We start from the raw sequence: 14030 nt of genomic DNA on the forward strand, positions 1-14030 counted from the left end.
GGATTTATGGCCGAGCAACCACCACAAAACGACGAAGATCGCGGCTTTCTCCGCGACCAAGTCACGACCGGCCTCAGCGAGCTGCGCCGCGCATTCCATGTTCTGCGCCACAGAGGCCCTTCTCAGCTGCAATTCTGGTTCATCGCCCTGCTTGTCGGGATCGCGGCGGGCCTAGCTGCCCTGCTGTTTCGCAAGGGCATTTCGATCATCCAGGGCGTGGTTTACAACTCCAAAGACGTCCGCGCCTTGCAGGAATTCGTCACCGATGTGGATTGGTACTGGATCGTCCTGATCCCCATTCTGGGCGGGTTGTTGACGGGCTGGATACTGCATCTATTCACCGATGACGGGCGGGTTCGCACCGTGGCCGACGTGATCGAAGGATCGGCGCTCTATGACGGGCGGGTGGAAAAGCGCGCAGGGCTGGCCTCCGCCGCCGCGTCGATCATCACGCTGAGTACGGGGGGCTCGACCGGTCGGGAGGGGCCGGTTGTCCACCTTGCCGCCGTTATTTCAAGCTGGGTCTGCGGGCTGATCAAGGCCAATGGCATCACCGGCCGCGACTTGCTGGGCTGTGCCGTTGCCGCCGCCGTTTCCGCCTCGTTCAACGCGCCCATCGCGGGTGCGCTGTTTGCGCTAGAGGTGGTCTTGCGCCACTTCGCCGTGCACGCATTTGCGCCCATCGTTATCGCCTCGGTCGCGGGTACGGTGATCAATCGTCTGGCCTTTGGCGATGTGACCGAATTCATTCTTCCGGTGAACACCACCCTCGATTTCTATGTTGAGCTGCCCGCCTTCCTGATGCTGGGCCTTGTGTGTGGCCTTGTCGCCGTCGCACTGATGCGGGCGATTTTCTGGGCCGAGGACGTGGGCAACCATGTCCAAACTCTCACCAAAATGCCCCGTTGGTTGCGCCCCGCCTGTGCCGGTGGGCTGTTGGGCGTGATGGCGATCTGGTTCCCGCATATCATCGGTGTGGGCTATGGCACCACCTCCGCCGCGCTCACCGGCGAGTTGCTGCTGTTCGAGGCGATCATCTTTACGATCCTCAAAGTGGCCGCCGTGGCTATCACCATGGCGGGCCGGATGGGGGGCGGGGTGTTCTCGCCGTCACTGATGGTCGGGGCGTTGACGGGGCTGGCATTCGGCGGGATCGCGACAAGCGTGTTCCCGAACGTGTCCGGCTCCGAGACGCTCTATGCGCTGGCCGGTATGGGCGCGGTCGCCGCGGCGGTGCTGGGTGCGCCGATATCGACAACTCTGATCGTATTCGAGCTGACGGGGGATTGGCAAACGGGCCTCGCCGTGATGGTCGCGGTATCATTGTCGACGGCCTTGGCCAGCCGTCTGGTCGATAGGTCGTTCTTCCTCACGCAGCTGGAGCGGCGCGATGTCCACTTGGCCGCAGGGCCTCAAGCTTACTTGCTGTCGATGTTTCGGGTGCGCAACGTCATGCGCGACGAGGATCATCTGCACGCAGCCGCCGAAGACGATATTTGGGCAATGATCGAGCAAGGCATCTACATCGACCCCAACGCGACGCTGGAAGACGCCATGCCGCTTTTCGAGCGCAACAATGATGTCTTCATCCCCGTCGCCACGATGGGCGAAGAAGGCAAGCCGCCCACAATTCTGGGCGCTCTGTTTCAGATGGATGCGTTAAAGCAATATAACCGCGCCTTGGCCGCCACATCGGCCGAGGAGCATTCCTGACGCCGCCGCCAAATCCTCGCCGAGGATATGGGTCCAGACTTTCCGCGAAAGTCCGGCGCGCCTAGACCTCTTCGACGGTGACCTTGTCTGTGTAGAACGCCAAATGCCCCGCGATGTCTTCAAGCCCTGCTTTCGGGGCCTCATAGGACCATGCCGCATCAGGGATCGGGCCGCTTTTGGCTTCCAGCGTATAATAGGTGGCGTCGCCCTTATGCGGGCAGTGGCTGCTGGTGTCTGTCTTGTCGAAAAACGCCATAGCCAGATCGGCACGCGGCACATAGAGGACCGGAGTCAGATCACCCTCTGACAGTTCAATCACATTGCTGCTTTCACCCAGCACGGCTCCTGCTGCGCGGATGGAGTATTTACCGGGTGCATTACGCAATTTGATCTGGTTGGCCATGTTGAAAGCCCCTCTGTGAACGGTCATTATCTGCTGATCGCGGAACATTGCATGTTCATGGCGCTTTGGAAAGCCGTGACGTTACAGCGGCTGTGTCGCAACCTCCAACCAGTCGCGGGCCTTGCCCTGAACGCTTAGTTTTTCAGCAATTGTCGCGTGATACCCGTCAATCCAATCCCGCTCGGGCGGTGACAGCATATCCACCGCGATCAGACGGCGATCCAGCGGCACCCATGTCAGGGTCTCGAAGCTCAACTGGTCGCGCTTGTCGCCGATCTGGGGTGCCTCTTGCACGACGATCAGATTCTCGATGCGGATGCCAAAGGCTCCTTCGCGGTAATAGCCAGGCTCGTTCGACAGGATCATGCCGGGTTGAAGTGCGACATCCGAGAGGCGGCTGATGCGGGCCGGACCCTCATGGACGCTCAGATAAGAGCCGACGCCGTGGCCTGTGCCGTGGTCATAGTCCAACCCGTGCCGCCATAAGGGCGCGCGGGCCAGCGCGTCAATATCGCGCCCGGCCAACCCGCGCGGAAACCGTGCCATCGACAGGGCGATCATGCCTTGCAACACCAGCGTGTAGCACTCTTGTTGCTCCCGTGTTGGGCTGCCCATGACCACCGTGCGGGTGATGTCGGTGGTGCCGTCCACATATTGCCCGCCACTGTCGACCAGCAGAAGCTCTCCGTCTTGGAGCGCGCGGTTGGTGCTTTTGGTGCAGCGGTAATGCACAATGGCCCCGTTCGGCCCAGCCCCGGCAATCGTCTCGAAGCTGATGTCGCGCAGCGCGTTGGTCTCGGCACGGAAACTTTCCAACGCGGTCACGACGTCGATTTCCGTCAAGCCCGGCTGTTGCTCGTCCAGCCATGCCAGAAAATTCACCATCGCATGGGCGTCACGGATATGGGCGGTCCGAGCGCCTTCGATTTCCGTGGGGTTCTTGCAGGCCTTGGGCAGAATGCACGGGTCGTCTGCGTAAACGATTTCGATCTGCTCGCCCTCAGCCTCGAGAACCCATTTGACCGCCATGGGCGCTGTGGATTTGTCTACACGCACAGGACCTTCCAACGCGCCCAAAGCGTGTTCAAAGGCTTCCGGCGGATGTTGTGTGATGTGGGGGTCTGGCGGCAGGTGATCAGTTTTGGCGGGGTCAACGAACAGATCCACCTTGCCAGTGTCATGTAGCAGCGCGAAGGCATGGACCACGGGATTGCGCGGGATGTCAGTGCCGCGAATATTCAGCAGCCAGCAAATGGAATCTGGCAGGGTCAGAACGGCGGCTCTTTGCCCCTGCTCCTTCAAAACCTTGGCGATCCGTGCGCGTTTATCGCCGCATTTTTCACCGGACAATTCAATCGGTTGGAATTCGATCTTGCCCTGCGGCGGGGCAGGTTGGTCGTGCCAAACCTCGTCAATTAGATTGTCGGTTGCGACCAATGTGATGCCCGCTTTGGCCATAGTTGCGTCAAGCTGCTCGATGTCAGCTATGCTATGCAGCCACGGGTCGTATACCACTTGAGCATGCGCTTCTAGATTGTCGGCCAACCATGGGCCAAGCTGATGTTCTGGCCAATCGACGGGGGTGAAAAGGGTCGTATCCACCTGATTTTTAACCTGAACGCGGTAGCGCCCGTCGACGAATATCCCGGCCTTGTCGCGCAGAACCACGCAGAAACCGGCGGAGCCGGTGAAGCCCGTGAGCCATGAGAGCCGCGCGTCGCGCTCGGAGACGTATTCGCCCTGATGCACATCGACGCGGGGAACGATGAAAGCGTCATAGCCGTCCTTTTCCATGATTTCCCGCAAAGCTTTCAAGCGCGGAGGGCCTTGGTCGGGGGAGGTGGTATCGTCAAAGCGTTGGAACATGGGAAGCTTTCGATTTGGTTTGGAAAGAGGGTGTTGGGAAACGGGGCTTGGTGCAAGTGGAAAGCAAGGGTTTGCGCCGCGCCTTTGGCGCGTCGCCACGCCGGGGAGGCGCTGCCTCCCCGGACCCCTCCGAGGTATTTTTAAAGCAATGATAGGGGATTAGCTGGCGCGTTTGATGCCCATGACACGTGCGCGGGCGCGCGGGTCGCTGTCAAACAGCGCAGCCAGCTGTTCGGTCATCGCACCAGCCAGTTGTTCGACATCGGTAATCGTCACCGCGCGTTCATAATAGCGGGTCACGTCATGGCCGATACCGACCGCGATCAGCTCCACCGCTTTGCGTTTTTCCACCATGGCGATCACGTCGCGCAGGTGTTTTTCCAGATAATTCGCGGGGTTAACCGACAAAGTTGAATCGTCGACAGGCGCGCCGTCGGAGATCACCATCAGGATTTTGCGCGCCTCGGGGCGGCCGATCATGCGCTTATGCGCCCATTCCAGCGCCTCGCCGTCGATGTTCTCTTTCAGCAAGCCCTCTTTCATCATCAGGCCCAGATTGTCGCGCGACCGGCGCCACGGGGCGTCGGCGGATTTGTAGATAATGTGGCGCAGATCGTTCAAGCGGCCCGGTTGCTGCGGGCGTCCATCGGCCAGCCAGCCTTCGCGGCTAAGGCCGCCTTTCCACGCGCGGGTGGTGAAGCCGAGGATTTCGGTCTTCACCTGGCAGCGCTCCAGCGTGCGGGCCAGCACGTCGGCGCAGATCGCCGCGATGGAGATCGGGCGGCCGCGCATCGAGCCGGAATTGTCAATGAGCAGGGTCACGCAGGTGTCACGGAACTCCATATCCTTTTCCTGCTTGAAGCTGAGCGGCGTCGTCGGGTTGGCGACCACACGGGCGAGGCGGCCTGCATCAAGGATGCCTTCCTCCAGATCGAACTCCCACGAGCGGTTTTGCTGCGCCTGCAAGCGGCGTTGCAGCTTGTTGGCGAGCCGCGACACTGCGCCTTTCAAAGGCTCCAGCTGCTGGTCGAGATAGGCGCGCAGGCGTTCCAGCTCGGCGGGTTCTGCCAGCTCCTCGGCGCGGATTTCCTCGTCATGTTCTGTGGCATAGACCGTGTAATTCGGGTCCGCGTCGGAATGCGGCGCGGGGGGCGGCGGGTCCATCGGGGCCTCGCCCTCGGGCAGTTCCGCCTCGTCGCCCATTTCGGCATCGGCCATGTCGTCAAGTTGCACCGTCGCCTGAGAGGCGTCGTCCTGCTGCTCTTGCGACTGCTCGGCCGACGCGTCCTGATCCTCGGAGTTGTCCTCCTTATCGGGGTTCGCGTCGTCGTTCTCGTCCTGCTCCTGCTGGTCCTCGGAGGCTTCGTCTTCCTGATCCTCGTTGATGTCGTCAGGATCGTCGCCCAGCTGGTCGCCATAGCCCAGATCGTCGATGATCTGGCGTGCAAATTTGGCAAAACTGGTCTGATCGGACAGAACGTCTTGCAGGTTTTCCAGCGTCCCGCCTGCGGCGCCTTCGATGAAGTCCTTCCACAGGTTCATCACGTTGGCGGCATCTGCTGGTAACTCGCGCCCTGTTGCCAAGTGGCGGATCAGATAGCCCGCCGCGACAGACAGCGGCGCCTGGCCGGCTTCGGTGATTTGCCCGTAGCCCTTGCGTTCCGCCTCTGCGCCGATTTTGGCGTCGATATTGCCTGCGGTGCCGGGCATGGTGCGTGCGCCCATCGCCTCGCAGCGGGCGGTTTCCATCGCGTCGTAAAGTTCCCGCGCCATGTTGCCTTGCGGCAGATAGCGGTTGGCTGTGGTGTCGTTGTGGAAGCGGCGGCGCAGCGCGAATGCATCCGCCGTGCCGCGCGCCAGCAGCACTTCGGCCTTCGTCATCCGCCGTGTGACCTGTGGCAGGCGCACCTGATCGTTGGTCATCCCCGGAGGGTCGACCGAAAAGGCCACACCCAGATCAGGATCGTTGGCGAGCGTCTTCGTCGCCTCAGCCAGCGCCTTCTTGAACGGGTCGGCGGGGTTGTCGTTGTTAGCCAAGGCTCACACTCGCAGCGCTCTCCGGAAGCTCCTCGTCAAAGCAGCGCTGGTAGAACTCGGCCACGGTTTCGCGCTCCAGCTCGTCGCATTTGTTCAGGAAACTCAGGCGGAAGGCGTAGCCCACGTCGTTGAAGATCAACGCGTTTTGCGCCCATGCGATGACGGTCCGTGGCGACATCAGCGTCGACAGGTCGCCATTCATGAACGCGGTGCGGGTCAGGTCGGCCACGGTGACCATCTGGCCCACGATTTTGCGGCGTTCTTCGGTGTTGTAATACGGGTTCTTGGCCAGCACGATCGCGGCCTCCGCGTCATGGCTCAGGTAGTTCAGCGTGGTGACCAGCGACCAACGGTCCATCTGGCCTTGGTTAATCTGCTGGGTGCCGTGATACAGCCCCGTCGTGTCGCCCAGGCCGACCGTGTTGGCGGTGGCGAACAGGCGGAAATAGGGGTGCGGGTTGATCACTTTGTTCTGATCCAGCAGCGTCAGCTTGCCGTCCACTTCCAGCACGCGCTGGATCACAAACATCACGTCAGCGCGGCCCGCGTCGTATTCGTCGAACACGATGGCGGTCGGGGTGCGCAGCGCCCAAGGCAGAATGCCTTCTTGGAATTCAGTCACTTGCACGCCGTCTTTCAGCTTGATCGCGTCCTTACCGATCAGGTCGATGCGCGAAATATGGCTGTCGAGGTTCACCCGCACACATGGCCAGTTCAGCCGCGAGGCGACTTGCTCGATATGGGTGGATTTGCCCGTGCCGTGATAGCCCTGGATCATCACGCGGCGGTTATGGGTGAAGCCCGCAAGGATCGCGAGGGTGGTGTCGCGGTCGAACTTGTAGGTGCTGTCATGCTCCGGCACGCGGTCCGTCCGGTCGGCAAAGCCTTTGACCTTCATGTCGCTGTCGATGCCAAAAACTTCGCGAACCGAGATATCCTCGGTTGGTTTCGCGTTCAAATCCATGCTGCCGTCGGCCATATTTTCGTTCCCTCAGAATAACCCCATCGGGATGCAACATATCGCGGGGAAGGGCAAGGGGAAGGCCCGCGCCGGATCTGAATTCACAGACGACCCGACGCCGCGTTTTATCAACCCGAGAAGTTGCGGCTGTCTTTGAGCTGGTCCCATGCCCAGACAACCTGCTGCAACTGCTCCTCGTCGGTGCGGTTGCCACCATTCATGTCGGGGTGCAGCTCTTTGATCAGGCTTTTGTATTTCTTGCGCAGGTCGGGTTTGCTCATGTGAACAGTGCCTTCCAGAATCTCCAGCGCCTTGCGTTCAATCGCGGGCAGCTTGCGCCCTGCGCCATTGGGGTTGCGGCCCGGGTTGCGGGTGGCGTTTTCGCCCAGCACGGCCATCGGATCATCGACGCCAAGGCGCGACCACGCGCGTTGCTCCTCGCCTTTTTTCATCGGCTTGGTCGGGCGTTCCCAGACCTTGTCTGAGGACATCTGGCGCTCCATCTCTTCTTGCGTGTGGGTCTCGAAGAAATTCCACTTCAGGTTGTATTCGCGGACATGCGCTTGGCAGAACCAATAGAAATCATCCAGCACATCCGGCGATTTCGGTGCACGGTATTTGCCGGGCTCCTGACAGTCCGGTGCCTCGCAGGTCCGCTGGGATGTCTCCACGGCACCTGACATACCCCGACGCCCTTTGGCGCGACGAGCTTTGTCGGTTTTAGCGGAAATATCGAATTCAAACGGATCAAACGGAGGACGGGCCATGACTTAACCTTTTAGACTCGGAGAAGACACTTTAGGGTTTTGAGCAGCGAGGTGAAGGGCAGATTGGAAAAAATATGGGAATAACTCAGCAGATTGACGACAAACTGCGCACAGCCTTCGCGCCGACGCATCTAGAGGTGGTCGATGACAGCGAAAGTCACCGTGGGCATGGCGGATACCGCGAGGGGGGCGAGAGCCATTTCAACGTGGCCATCCGCGCGCCTGCATTCGCCGACATGTCGCGTTTGCAACGGCACCGTGCGGTGCACGCGGCGTTAGGGCCCGAACTGATCGGGCGCATTCATGCGCTGGCTTTGGATATCTCGGGCTGATTTCCGCGAAACTTACTCGGCGGCGACGCCCTTGCGATCCTCGGACGGCGTCTCGGTCTCGGTCTCGCTCATGAACCCTTCGGAGGCGGGTCCTTCCGTGCGGCTTAGAACCGGCTCTGGACGGGCGTTCTCGACCGGGGTCTCAACGACCTTTTCGACCACAGGCGCAGCAACCACCGCGGCCGCGGGCGCGTCTGCGATGACTTCTTCTGCGGACATTTCACGGCGGAAAATCAGCATCGAATGGTATTTGATGGTCTTGCCGGTAAAGCCCTGACGCTCTTCGCAGGGCAGGGTCTCGGCGCGCTGGTATTCCCAGCCCTCTGCCGCCATTTCGTTCATCAACTCACTGATCGTGTTGGCAAACTTGGCTTCGGAGCCACGAATTTTACGCGCGGACTTGCCCTTGCGCGGCGCCGGAACAACTTGGTATTCAAAATTTGGCATCGCTTATACCCCCTGCAGCAGAAGGCTTTGTGTTACAAAAGCCCTGCATCCGAGTCCAGCGAAAGCCGCGCTGTCAGCCCAACTGGTGCGCGGACGCCACGGCAAGCCGCCTGCGATAAAGGCCAAGCAGTCCAAGGACGATCCAAGCCACCTGAATCAACGCGGAGGCAAGGTTGAACGCGTGATACAGGCTGACCAACACCAAGGACGCACCGATAATATTGCTCACGCAATAAGCGCATCCATTGCCGTCCAGCCAGCCCAGTTGGAGCCCCGCAAATCCCGTCATATAGGCGATGAAACCACATACTCCGATAACTTGATACAGCATCGCTGGGTCCATGACGGTGGGGCTCCGGGGAAAAAGGTTACTCGTTACTACTGTAGAAGCATCATGCACGAAGGGCGTGTGTGAAAGCGAGTGAAACAAGTGTGAATGAAACGTTCCCCGGGCTGCGCGCGCTGTCTTTCCAGATTGCTAACGCCTTGCGGCTAAATCCTGCCCTCGGTACCGCGCGGCGGGGTGACACCCTCCGCACTCAAGACATCAGAAACATGCGGCAGTCCGTTCGGGCTGCTTGCGTTTCGCGAAACAATGGCCGCCGGAAGGGAAACCTTTTGGGGGAACCGCATGGATCATGGCCGTCTGACTTCGGTGACGCCACCATTTCGCTAACTTAATATGCGAGACGCTTTCCCCCGCCACGGCATCCCAGCCGTTGGTGGGTGGAGGTGCGTCGGATACCTGTATGGCTCCGAATGAAAGTTGCTAAAGCTGCGACTGGATCCCTCCGGACACCAAGTGATGGGCAATGAGCCGACCCAAAGACCTGAACGCGCAAAGCCTCAAATACGAAGTCCTACTTTTTTTGAAGGCTTGGGAATATTCTTTGATGTTCAGGTATAGTGCTATTGAGGCGCTCGTCTCATCTTTTAGGTTTGCTGCTTGCGTAATGCTGGCACAATTCATCAAAGGACTTTGCCATGACTTTTAGATCAATTCTTATTGCTGGCGCTCTGTTGGCTTCGACAACCATCGCAAATGCAGCTGACCATGTTGTCACTATCAGTGGATTCGCCTTTCAACCTGCCAATCTGACCATCGCGGCGGGCGACCGCGTAACTTTTATCAACAAAGACGGTGCGCCTCATACGGCCACAGCAAAAAAGGGTGCCTTCGATACTGGTCGTCTGGCGCGGAACGCACAAAGCACGGTTACTTTCGCTTCGTCCGGTTCGTTCGGTTATTTCTGCAAAATCCACCCCAAGATGAAAGGTCAGATCAAGGTCAAATAACTGCGCATTGGCTTTGATGGTAGGGGTAGGCTTGCAGATAAATACAATTAGCCGTCAAACCAGCCGCCCGACATCGTTGTCGGATGACTAGTTTTCATGCGCTAAAACTCGCTACCCAGCCAGCTTCTTCGCCACCAACTCGTTCACCGCTTTCGGGTTGGCCTTGCCACCCGTCGCCTTCATCACCTGACCGACAAACCAGCCTGCCAGTTTGGGGTTCTCTTTCACCTTCTCCACCTGCGCGGGGTTGGCGGCGATGATTTCGTCCAGAGCGGCCTCGATCGGGCCGAGGTCCGTGACCTGCTTCATGCCGCGGGCCTCGACGATCTCAGAGGGGTCGCCACCCTCAGAGTAAACGATCTCGAACAGGTCCTTGGCGATCTTGCCGGAGATGGCATCCGACGCGATCAGGTCGATGATGCCACCCAGCTGGGCGGGGGAAACGGGGCTGTCCCCAATCGCCTTGTCGTCGTCCTTTTTCAGACGCCCAAACAGCTCGTTAATCACCCAGTTCGCGGCTATTTTGCCGTCGCGACCTTTGGCTACTTCCTCGAAGTAAGCCGCATCAGCGGTATCCGCTGTCAGCACGCCTGAATCGTAATCCGACAGGCCGAACTCCTCCATAAAGCGCAGGCGCTTTTCGTCGGGCAGTTCCGGCAAATGGGCTTTCAGATCGTCAACCCAAGCTTGCTCGATCTCCAACGGCAGCAGGTCGGGGTCGGGGAAGTAGCGGTAGTCATGCGCCTCTTCCTTGGAGCGCATCGACCGCGTCTCGCCCTTGTCGGGATCATACAAACGGGTCTCTTGGCTCACCGTGCCGCCACCCTCAACGATGGCGATCTGGCGCTTCGCCTCGACCTCAATCGCCTGTTGGATAAACCGCAGCGAGTTCATGTTCTTGATCTCGCACCGCGTCCCCAGATGGGAAAAATCGCCGCTCTCTTGGTACTTCTCGTATTGCCCCGGCGCACAGATCGACACGTTCACATCGGCGCGCATGGAGCCGTTTTGCATGTTCCCGTCACATGTCCCCAGATAGCGCATGATCTGGCGCAGTTTGGAGACATAGGCGGCGGCTTCTTCCGGCCCACGGATATCGGGCATGGAGACGATCTCCATTAGCGCGACACCGGTGCGGTTCAGGTCCACGAAAGACATCGTCGGGTCCATGTCGTGGATGGATTTGCCCGCGTCCTGCTCCAGATGGATACGCTCGATGCGCACGGTGCGCGCAACGCCGGAGCCCATTTCAACCAGCACTTCGCCGACGCCTACGATGGGGTGGTACAGCTGCGAAATTTGGTAGCCTTGCGGCAAGTCAGGGTAGAAATAGTTCTTCCGGTCGAAGGCCGAATAAAGGTTAATTTTTGCTTTTAATCCAAGGCCGGTGCGCACGGCTTGGGCGACGCATTCCTCGTTGATAACCGGCAACATGCCGGGCATGCCTGCGTCCACAAAGGCCACGTTGGAGTTCGGCTCCGCTCCGAATTTGGTCGACGCCCCCGAGAACAGCTTGGCGTTGGAGGACACCTGCGCGTGCACCTCAAGGCCAATCACCAGCTCCCAATCCTGCTTGGCGCCAGCAATCACTTTGGGCTTCGGGGTCTCGTAGGTCAAATCAAGCATGGGGGTCTCCATTAGGTCGTCCGCGTTCTAGTGAAATTCCAAGGGTCGGGCAAGGTGACAAAGGCGTATCGGCCTGCTTTGTTGAAGTCGCGTCCAAGCCCCTGAATCGGCTTAACAGGTGTGTAGTCCCGCGAAATTCAGCGGATTGTTGCGAGATTGGAGACAGTTAGGGGGCGGAACCTACAATGTTGTTGTCAGCGTTCCTTATCTCTGATTGTCATAATCGCCATGCGCTGCCACGCACTTATAATCGCCGCCTGTTTCGCGGCAGGATCCGCATTTGCTCAGGATCAAGGTACCCCAAATTCGGGCGCCGACAATGTCGTGCCCGCGTCGTTGACGGTTGCATCGCCCGATATCGTGCGGCCTATCCCCCGTAAAGACCACATACCCCGTGCCCGCTGGGACTTCCGCCCCGAAGGCCGGCTGTGGACCCGCACCACGTTGGAGGCGTTGAAGGGCCACGGCCTGCCGCTTCTAACAATGGTGCCCCGCGACATGGCCGACTGGTGTCCGAGCTACGAAGCCAACGGTTTGGACAAGCGCGCGGCGTTCTGGAACGGGTTTCTCAGCGCGCTGGCCAAGCATGAAAGCACATGGAAGCCCCGCGCGGTGGGCGGCGGGGGCCTCTGGTACGGGCTGACCCAGATTTTACCCGGCACGGCGCGCGGCTATAAATGCCGCGTCGGCTCGGGGGAGGCGTTGAAGAACGGCTCCGACAATCTCAGCTGCGCGGTGCGGATCATGGCCCACACGGTGGTCCGCGACAATGCCGTGGCCCGCAAGGCCAATGGCCGTTTGGGGGGCGTGGCGGCTGATTGGGGCCCGATGATCAAAGCGGGCAAGCGCAATGAAATGGCGTCGTGGCTGCGTAAGCAGAAATACTGCAAGCTGCTGAGCGACACCAAGCCGATCCCGCGTCCGCGCGAAATTACCCAGCGTTTGCCGCTCGAAAAGCGGCTTGTCGACATCAAGCCTGCCGCACGTCCGCTGGCGACCACAGACTAGGCACGCCGTCGATTTAGCGCCCGCCCGAAATGTCCAACGTTGTGCCAGTGATGTAGCTGGCACCTTCCCCCATCAAGAACAAGATCGCATGGGCGCATTCCTCGGCCTCGCCGGAGCGTTTCATCGGCACGGTGTCAGCAAGGTCGTCGCAGCGGTCGGGCAGGCCGCCCTTGGCGTGGATCGCGGTCTCGATCAGGCCGGGGCGGATCGCCACCACGCGCACACCGTCCGCTGCCACCTCGTCGCTTAAGCCTTTGGTAAAGATGTCGATGCCGGCCTTGGTCGCAGCATAGTCCACATATTGACCCGCCGATCCCAGTCGCGCCGCGGCAGAGCTGGTATTGACGATCACGCCCCCATCGCCGCCAAAGGCTTTGGACATGCGCAAAACGCCCTGTTGGGCCACCATCATTGCCCCGATCAGGTTGACGTCGACCATCCGGCGCAAACGCTCGTAGGACATTTCCTCCACCCGCTGCGGCTTGTCGACGATGCCTGCGTTGTTCACCAGCGCGTCCATCTGCGGGAAGGCCGCGTCGAACTCTTCGAAGATGCGCTCCACGTCGGCCTCGACCGACACATCGCCTTGAAACATGTGGGTGATCGCGCCTTCCTGCTCGCACATCTGCGCGACCAGCTGCGCGCCCTTCAGATCGCTGTTGTATTGTATGCCTACGTCATAGCCGCTTTTGGAGGCCAGAACGGCAGTGGCTGCCCCGATGCCGGAACTTGCGCCAGTGATCAGAACGGTTTTGGTTTTGCGAGCCATTGGGGCATCTCCTTGATTGCGGTGTTGGACGGGTTCAACAGCCGAACTCTGGCGGATTTATGGCGGCGCAGGCAAGTTTAAAGCTTTGGGCAGACTACCACTGGATGCTTTCGGTTAGGACAGCTGCGCCAGCACTTCTTTGGCCAAGGCGGCCACTTCAAGTGCTGCGGGATTGTTCGGTGCCGCGTCCTGCACGGCGCGGCCTTGCCCGAAAGTTTCGGCATAGGCGACCCTGTTGGCAAGGCTCGCCGTGGCCAAACCTGCGTCGATCTTCGCGGCGGCTTCGGCGATGTCACGGCCCAGCCGCGTGCCAGCCCGCGTGCGGTTCAGCACCATCAGCGCGGGCGTGCCTTCGCGGCGGCACAGATCCAGCACCCCTTCGGTCGCCCACAGGTCCACATGGCTGGTCGCCACCGGCACAAGGGTTAATGCCGCCTTGCGCAGGGCAGGGCGCAGGTCGCTGTCGGCCTTGGGCGGTGTGTCCACCAGCACGATGTCGGCATCACCGAGCATCTTGCCAATTTCGTATTCGATCCCCCACGCGGAGGCGGTCGAGAACTCCATCCCCGGATCCTCCATCACGTCGCGGCGTGCCATGAACCAGCGGCCAAGGCTGCCTTGCGGGTCGGTGTCGATGATCGCCACCCGCTTGCCGAGCTTGGTGAAAGCCACGGCCAGATTTGCGGTTAGCGTGGTTTTGCCGCTGCCGCCCTTTTGTTGGGCAATCGTGATCACTGAGCCTGACATGGGGTGTTCCATCCGTGAATTGTGCTGCGGCGCAGCATGTCATGGATCGCGGCGGGAT

The 14030-nt window shown here is 60.1% G+C and carries 14 protein-coding genes; 4 read left to right on the forward strand and 10 right to left on the reverse strand.

The annotated features are described in order from the left end of the window. The first annotated feature begins 6 nt into the window (after window positions 1-6). Window positions 7-1713, forward strand: coding sequence for a chloride channel protein (locus BDE40_RS02460; RefSeq protein ID WP_134012521.1), 1707 nt, complete (start codon window positions 7-9; stop codon window positions 1711-1713). Window positions 1714-1774: 61 nt separating this feature from the next. Here BDE40_RS02460 and BDE40_RS02465 read toward each other — a convergent pair whose 3' ends face one another. The 5 genes from BDE40_RS02465 to BDE40_RS02485 all read right to left on the reverse strand — a co-directional run bounded on the left by BDE40_RS02465 (window position 1775) and on the right by BDE40_RS02485 (window position 7747). Further along, window positions 1775-2116 (reverse strand): DUF427 domain-containing protein, encoded by a 342-nt coding sequence (locus tag BDE40_RS02465; RefSeq protein WP_134012523.1) that lies wholly within the window; start codon window positions 2114-2116, stop codon window positions 1775-1777. 81 nt (window positions 2117-2197) lie between these two features. Next, window positions 2198-3982 (reverse strand): aminopeptidase P family protein, encoded by a 1785-nt coding sequence (locus BDE40_RS02470; RefSeq protein ID WP_134012525.1) that lies wholly within the window; start codon window positions 3980-3982, stop codon window positions 2198-2200. Window positions 3983-4141: 159 nt separating this feature from the next. After that, window positions 4142-6019 (reverse strand): cobaltochelatase subunit CobT, encoded by a 1878-nt coding sequence (gene cobT / locus BDE40_RS02475; protein WP_134012527.1) that lies wholly within the window; start codon window positions 6017-6019, stop codon window positions 4142-4144. Beyond that, window positions 6012-6998: a cobaltochelatase subunit CobS gene (gene cobS / locus BDE40_RS02480; RefSeq protein ID WP_134012529.1), complete on the reverse strand. Its 987-nt coding sequence runs from the start codon at window positions 6996-6998 to the stop codon at window positions 6012-6014. Before cobS ends, cobT begins: the two co-directional genes overlap by 8 nt. A gap of 110 nt (window positions 6999-7108) precedes the next feature. Continuing rightward, the gene (locus BDE40_RS02485) at window positions 7109-7747 is read right to left on the reverse strand and encodes a J domain-containing protein (protein ID WP_134012531.1); all 639 of its coding nucleotides are present in this window, start codon (window positions 7745-7747) and stop codon (window positions 7109-7111) included. 74 nt (window positions 7748-7821) lie between these two features. Here BDE40_RS02485 and BDE40_RS02490 point away from each other — a divergent pair, with 74 nt between their 5' ends. Beyond that, window positions 7822-8079 carry a BolA family protein gene (locus BDE40_RS02490; RefSeq protein ID WP_134012533.1) on the forward strand — a complete coding sequence of 86 codons (258 nt, stop codon included), beginning with the start codon at window positions 7822-7824 and terminating at the stop codon, window positions 8077-8079. Between the two features lie 12 nt (window positions 8080-8091). On the opposite strand, the gene BDE40_RS02495 is transcribed toward BDE40_RS02490, so the two are convergent. Together BDE40_RS02495 and BDE40_RS02500 are read right to left on the reverse strand one after the other, a co-directional pair. Next, complete coding sequence (locus BDE40_RS02495) at window positions 8092-8526, reverse strand: DUF4177 domain-containing protein (RefSeq protein ID WP_134012535.1); 435 nt, start codon at window positions 8524-8526, stop codon at window positions 8092-8094. A gap of 73 nt (window positions 8527-8599) precedes the next feature. After that, the gene (locus BDE40_RS02500; protein WP_134012537.1) at window positions 8600-8857 is read right to left on the reverse strand and encodes a CBU_0592 family membrane protein; all 258 of its coding nucleotides are present in this window, start codon (window positions 8855-8857) and stop codon (window positions 8600-8602) included. Between the two features lie 653 nt (window positions 8858-9510). Between BDE40_RS02500 and BDE40_RS02505 the strand changes: the two genes are divergently transcribed. Further along, entirely contained in the window at window positions 9511-9822 is a 312-nt protein-coding gene (locus BDE40_RS02505) for a cupredoxin domain-containing protein (RefSeq protein WP_134012539.1), read from the forward strand. A 111-nt stretch (window positions 9823-9933) separates the two neighbouring features. Here BDE40_RS02505 and gatB read toward each other — a convergent pair whose 3' ends face one another. After that, complete coding sequence (gene gatB, locus BDE40_RS02510; protein ID WP_134012541.1) at window positions 9934-11448, reverse strand: Asp-tRNA(Asn)/Glu-tRNA(Gln) amidotransferase subunit GatB; 1515 nt, start codon at window positions 11446-11448, stop codon at window positions 9934-9936. 360 nt (window positions 11449-11808) lie between these two features. Here gatB and BDE40_RS02515 point away from each other — a divergent pair, with 360 nt between their 5' ends. After that, window positions 11809-12456, forward strand: coding sequence for a transglycosylase SLT domain-containing protein (locus tag BDE40_RS02515; protein ID WP_246030334.1), 648 nt, complete (start codon window positions 11809-11811; stop codon window positions 12454-12456). A 13-nt stretch (window positions 12457-12469) separates the two neighbouring features. Here BDE40_RS02515 and BDE40_RS02520 read toward each other — a convergent pair whose 3' ends face one another. After that, a complete protein-coding gene (locus tag BDE40_RS02520; protein WP_134012545.1) occupies window positions 12470-13225 on the reverse strand; it encodes an SDR family oxidoreductase in 756 nt (251 codons plus the stop codon). A gap of 114 nt (window positions 13226-13339) precedes the next feature. Continuing rightward, window positions 13340-13972 carry a ParA family partition ATPase gene (gene parA, locus BDE40_RS02525; protein ID WP_134012547.1) on the reverse strand — a complete coding sequence of 211 codons (633 nt, stop codon included), beginning with the start codon at window positions 13970-13972 and terminating at the stop codon, window positions 13340-13342. Window positions 13973-14030 lie beyond the last annotated feature (58 nt).

Source organism: Litoreibacter halocynthiae (assembly GCF_004365635.1).
In the GTDB taxonomy this organism is placed as follows: Bacteria; Pseudomonadota; Alphaproteobacteria; order Rhodobacterales; family Rhodobacteraceae; genus Litoreibacter; species Litoreibacter halocynthiae.

Excerpts from the sequence above, each read along its gene's own strand:
- BDE40_RS02460 (WP_134012521.1), top strand. The coding sequence starts at position 7 with ATGGCCGAGCAACCACCACAAAACGACGAAGATCGCGGCTTTCTCCGC.
- BDE40_RS02500 (WP_134012537.1), bottom strand. The coding sequence starts at position 8,857 with ATGCTGTATCAAGTTATCGGAGTATGTGGTTTCATCGCCTATATGACG.
- BDE40_RS02470 (WP_134012525.1), bottom strand. The coding sequence starts at position 3,982 with ATGTTCCAACGCTTTGACGATACCACCTCCCCCGACCAAGGCCCTCCG.
- BDE40_RS02485 (WP_134012531.1), bottom strand. The coding sequence starts at position 7,747 with ATGGCCCGTCCTCCGTTTGATCCGTTTGAATTCGATATTTCCGCTAAA.
- BDE40_RS02495 (WP_134012535.1), bottom strand. The coding sequence starts at position 8,526 with ATGCCAAATTTTGAATACCAAGTTGTTCCGGCGCCGCGCAAGGGCAAG.
- BDE40_RS02520 (WP_134012545.1), bottom strand. The coding sequence starts at position 13,225 with ATGGCTCGCAAAACCAAAACCGTTCTGATCACTGGCGCAAGTTCCGGC.
- parA (WP_134012547.1), bottom strand. The coding sequence starts at position 13,972 with ATGTCAGGCTCAGTGATCACGATTGCCCAACAAAAGGGCGGCAGCGGC.
- BDE40_RS02505 (WP_134012539.1), top strand. The coding sequence starts at position 9,511 with ATGACTTTTAGATCAATTCTTATTGCTGGCGCTCTGTTGGCTTCGACA.
- cobS (WP_134012529.1), bottom strand. The coding sequence starts at position 6,998 with ATGGCCGACGGCAGCATGGATTTGAACGCGAAACCAACCGAGGATATC.
- gatB (WP_134012541.1), bottom strand. The coding sequence starts at position 11,448 with ATGCTTGATTTGACCTACGAGACCCCGAAGCCCAAAGTGATTGCTGGC.
- BDE40_RS02465 (WP_134012523.1), bottom strand. The coding sequence starts at position 2,116 with ATGGCCAACCAGATCAAATTGCGTAATGCACCCGGTAAATACTCCATC.
- BDE40_RS02490 (WP_134012533.1), top strand. The coding sequence starts at position 7,822 with ATGGGAATAACTCAGCAGATTGACGACAAACTGCGCACAGCCTTCGCG.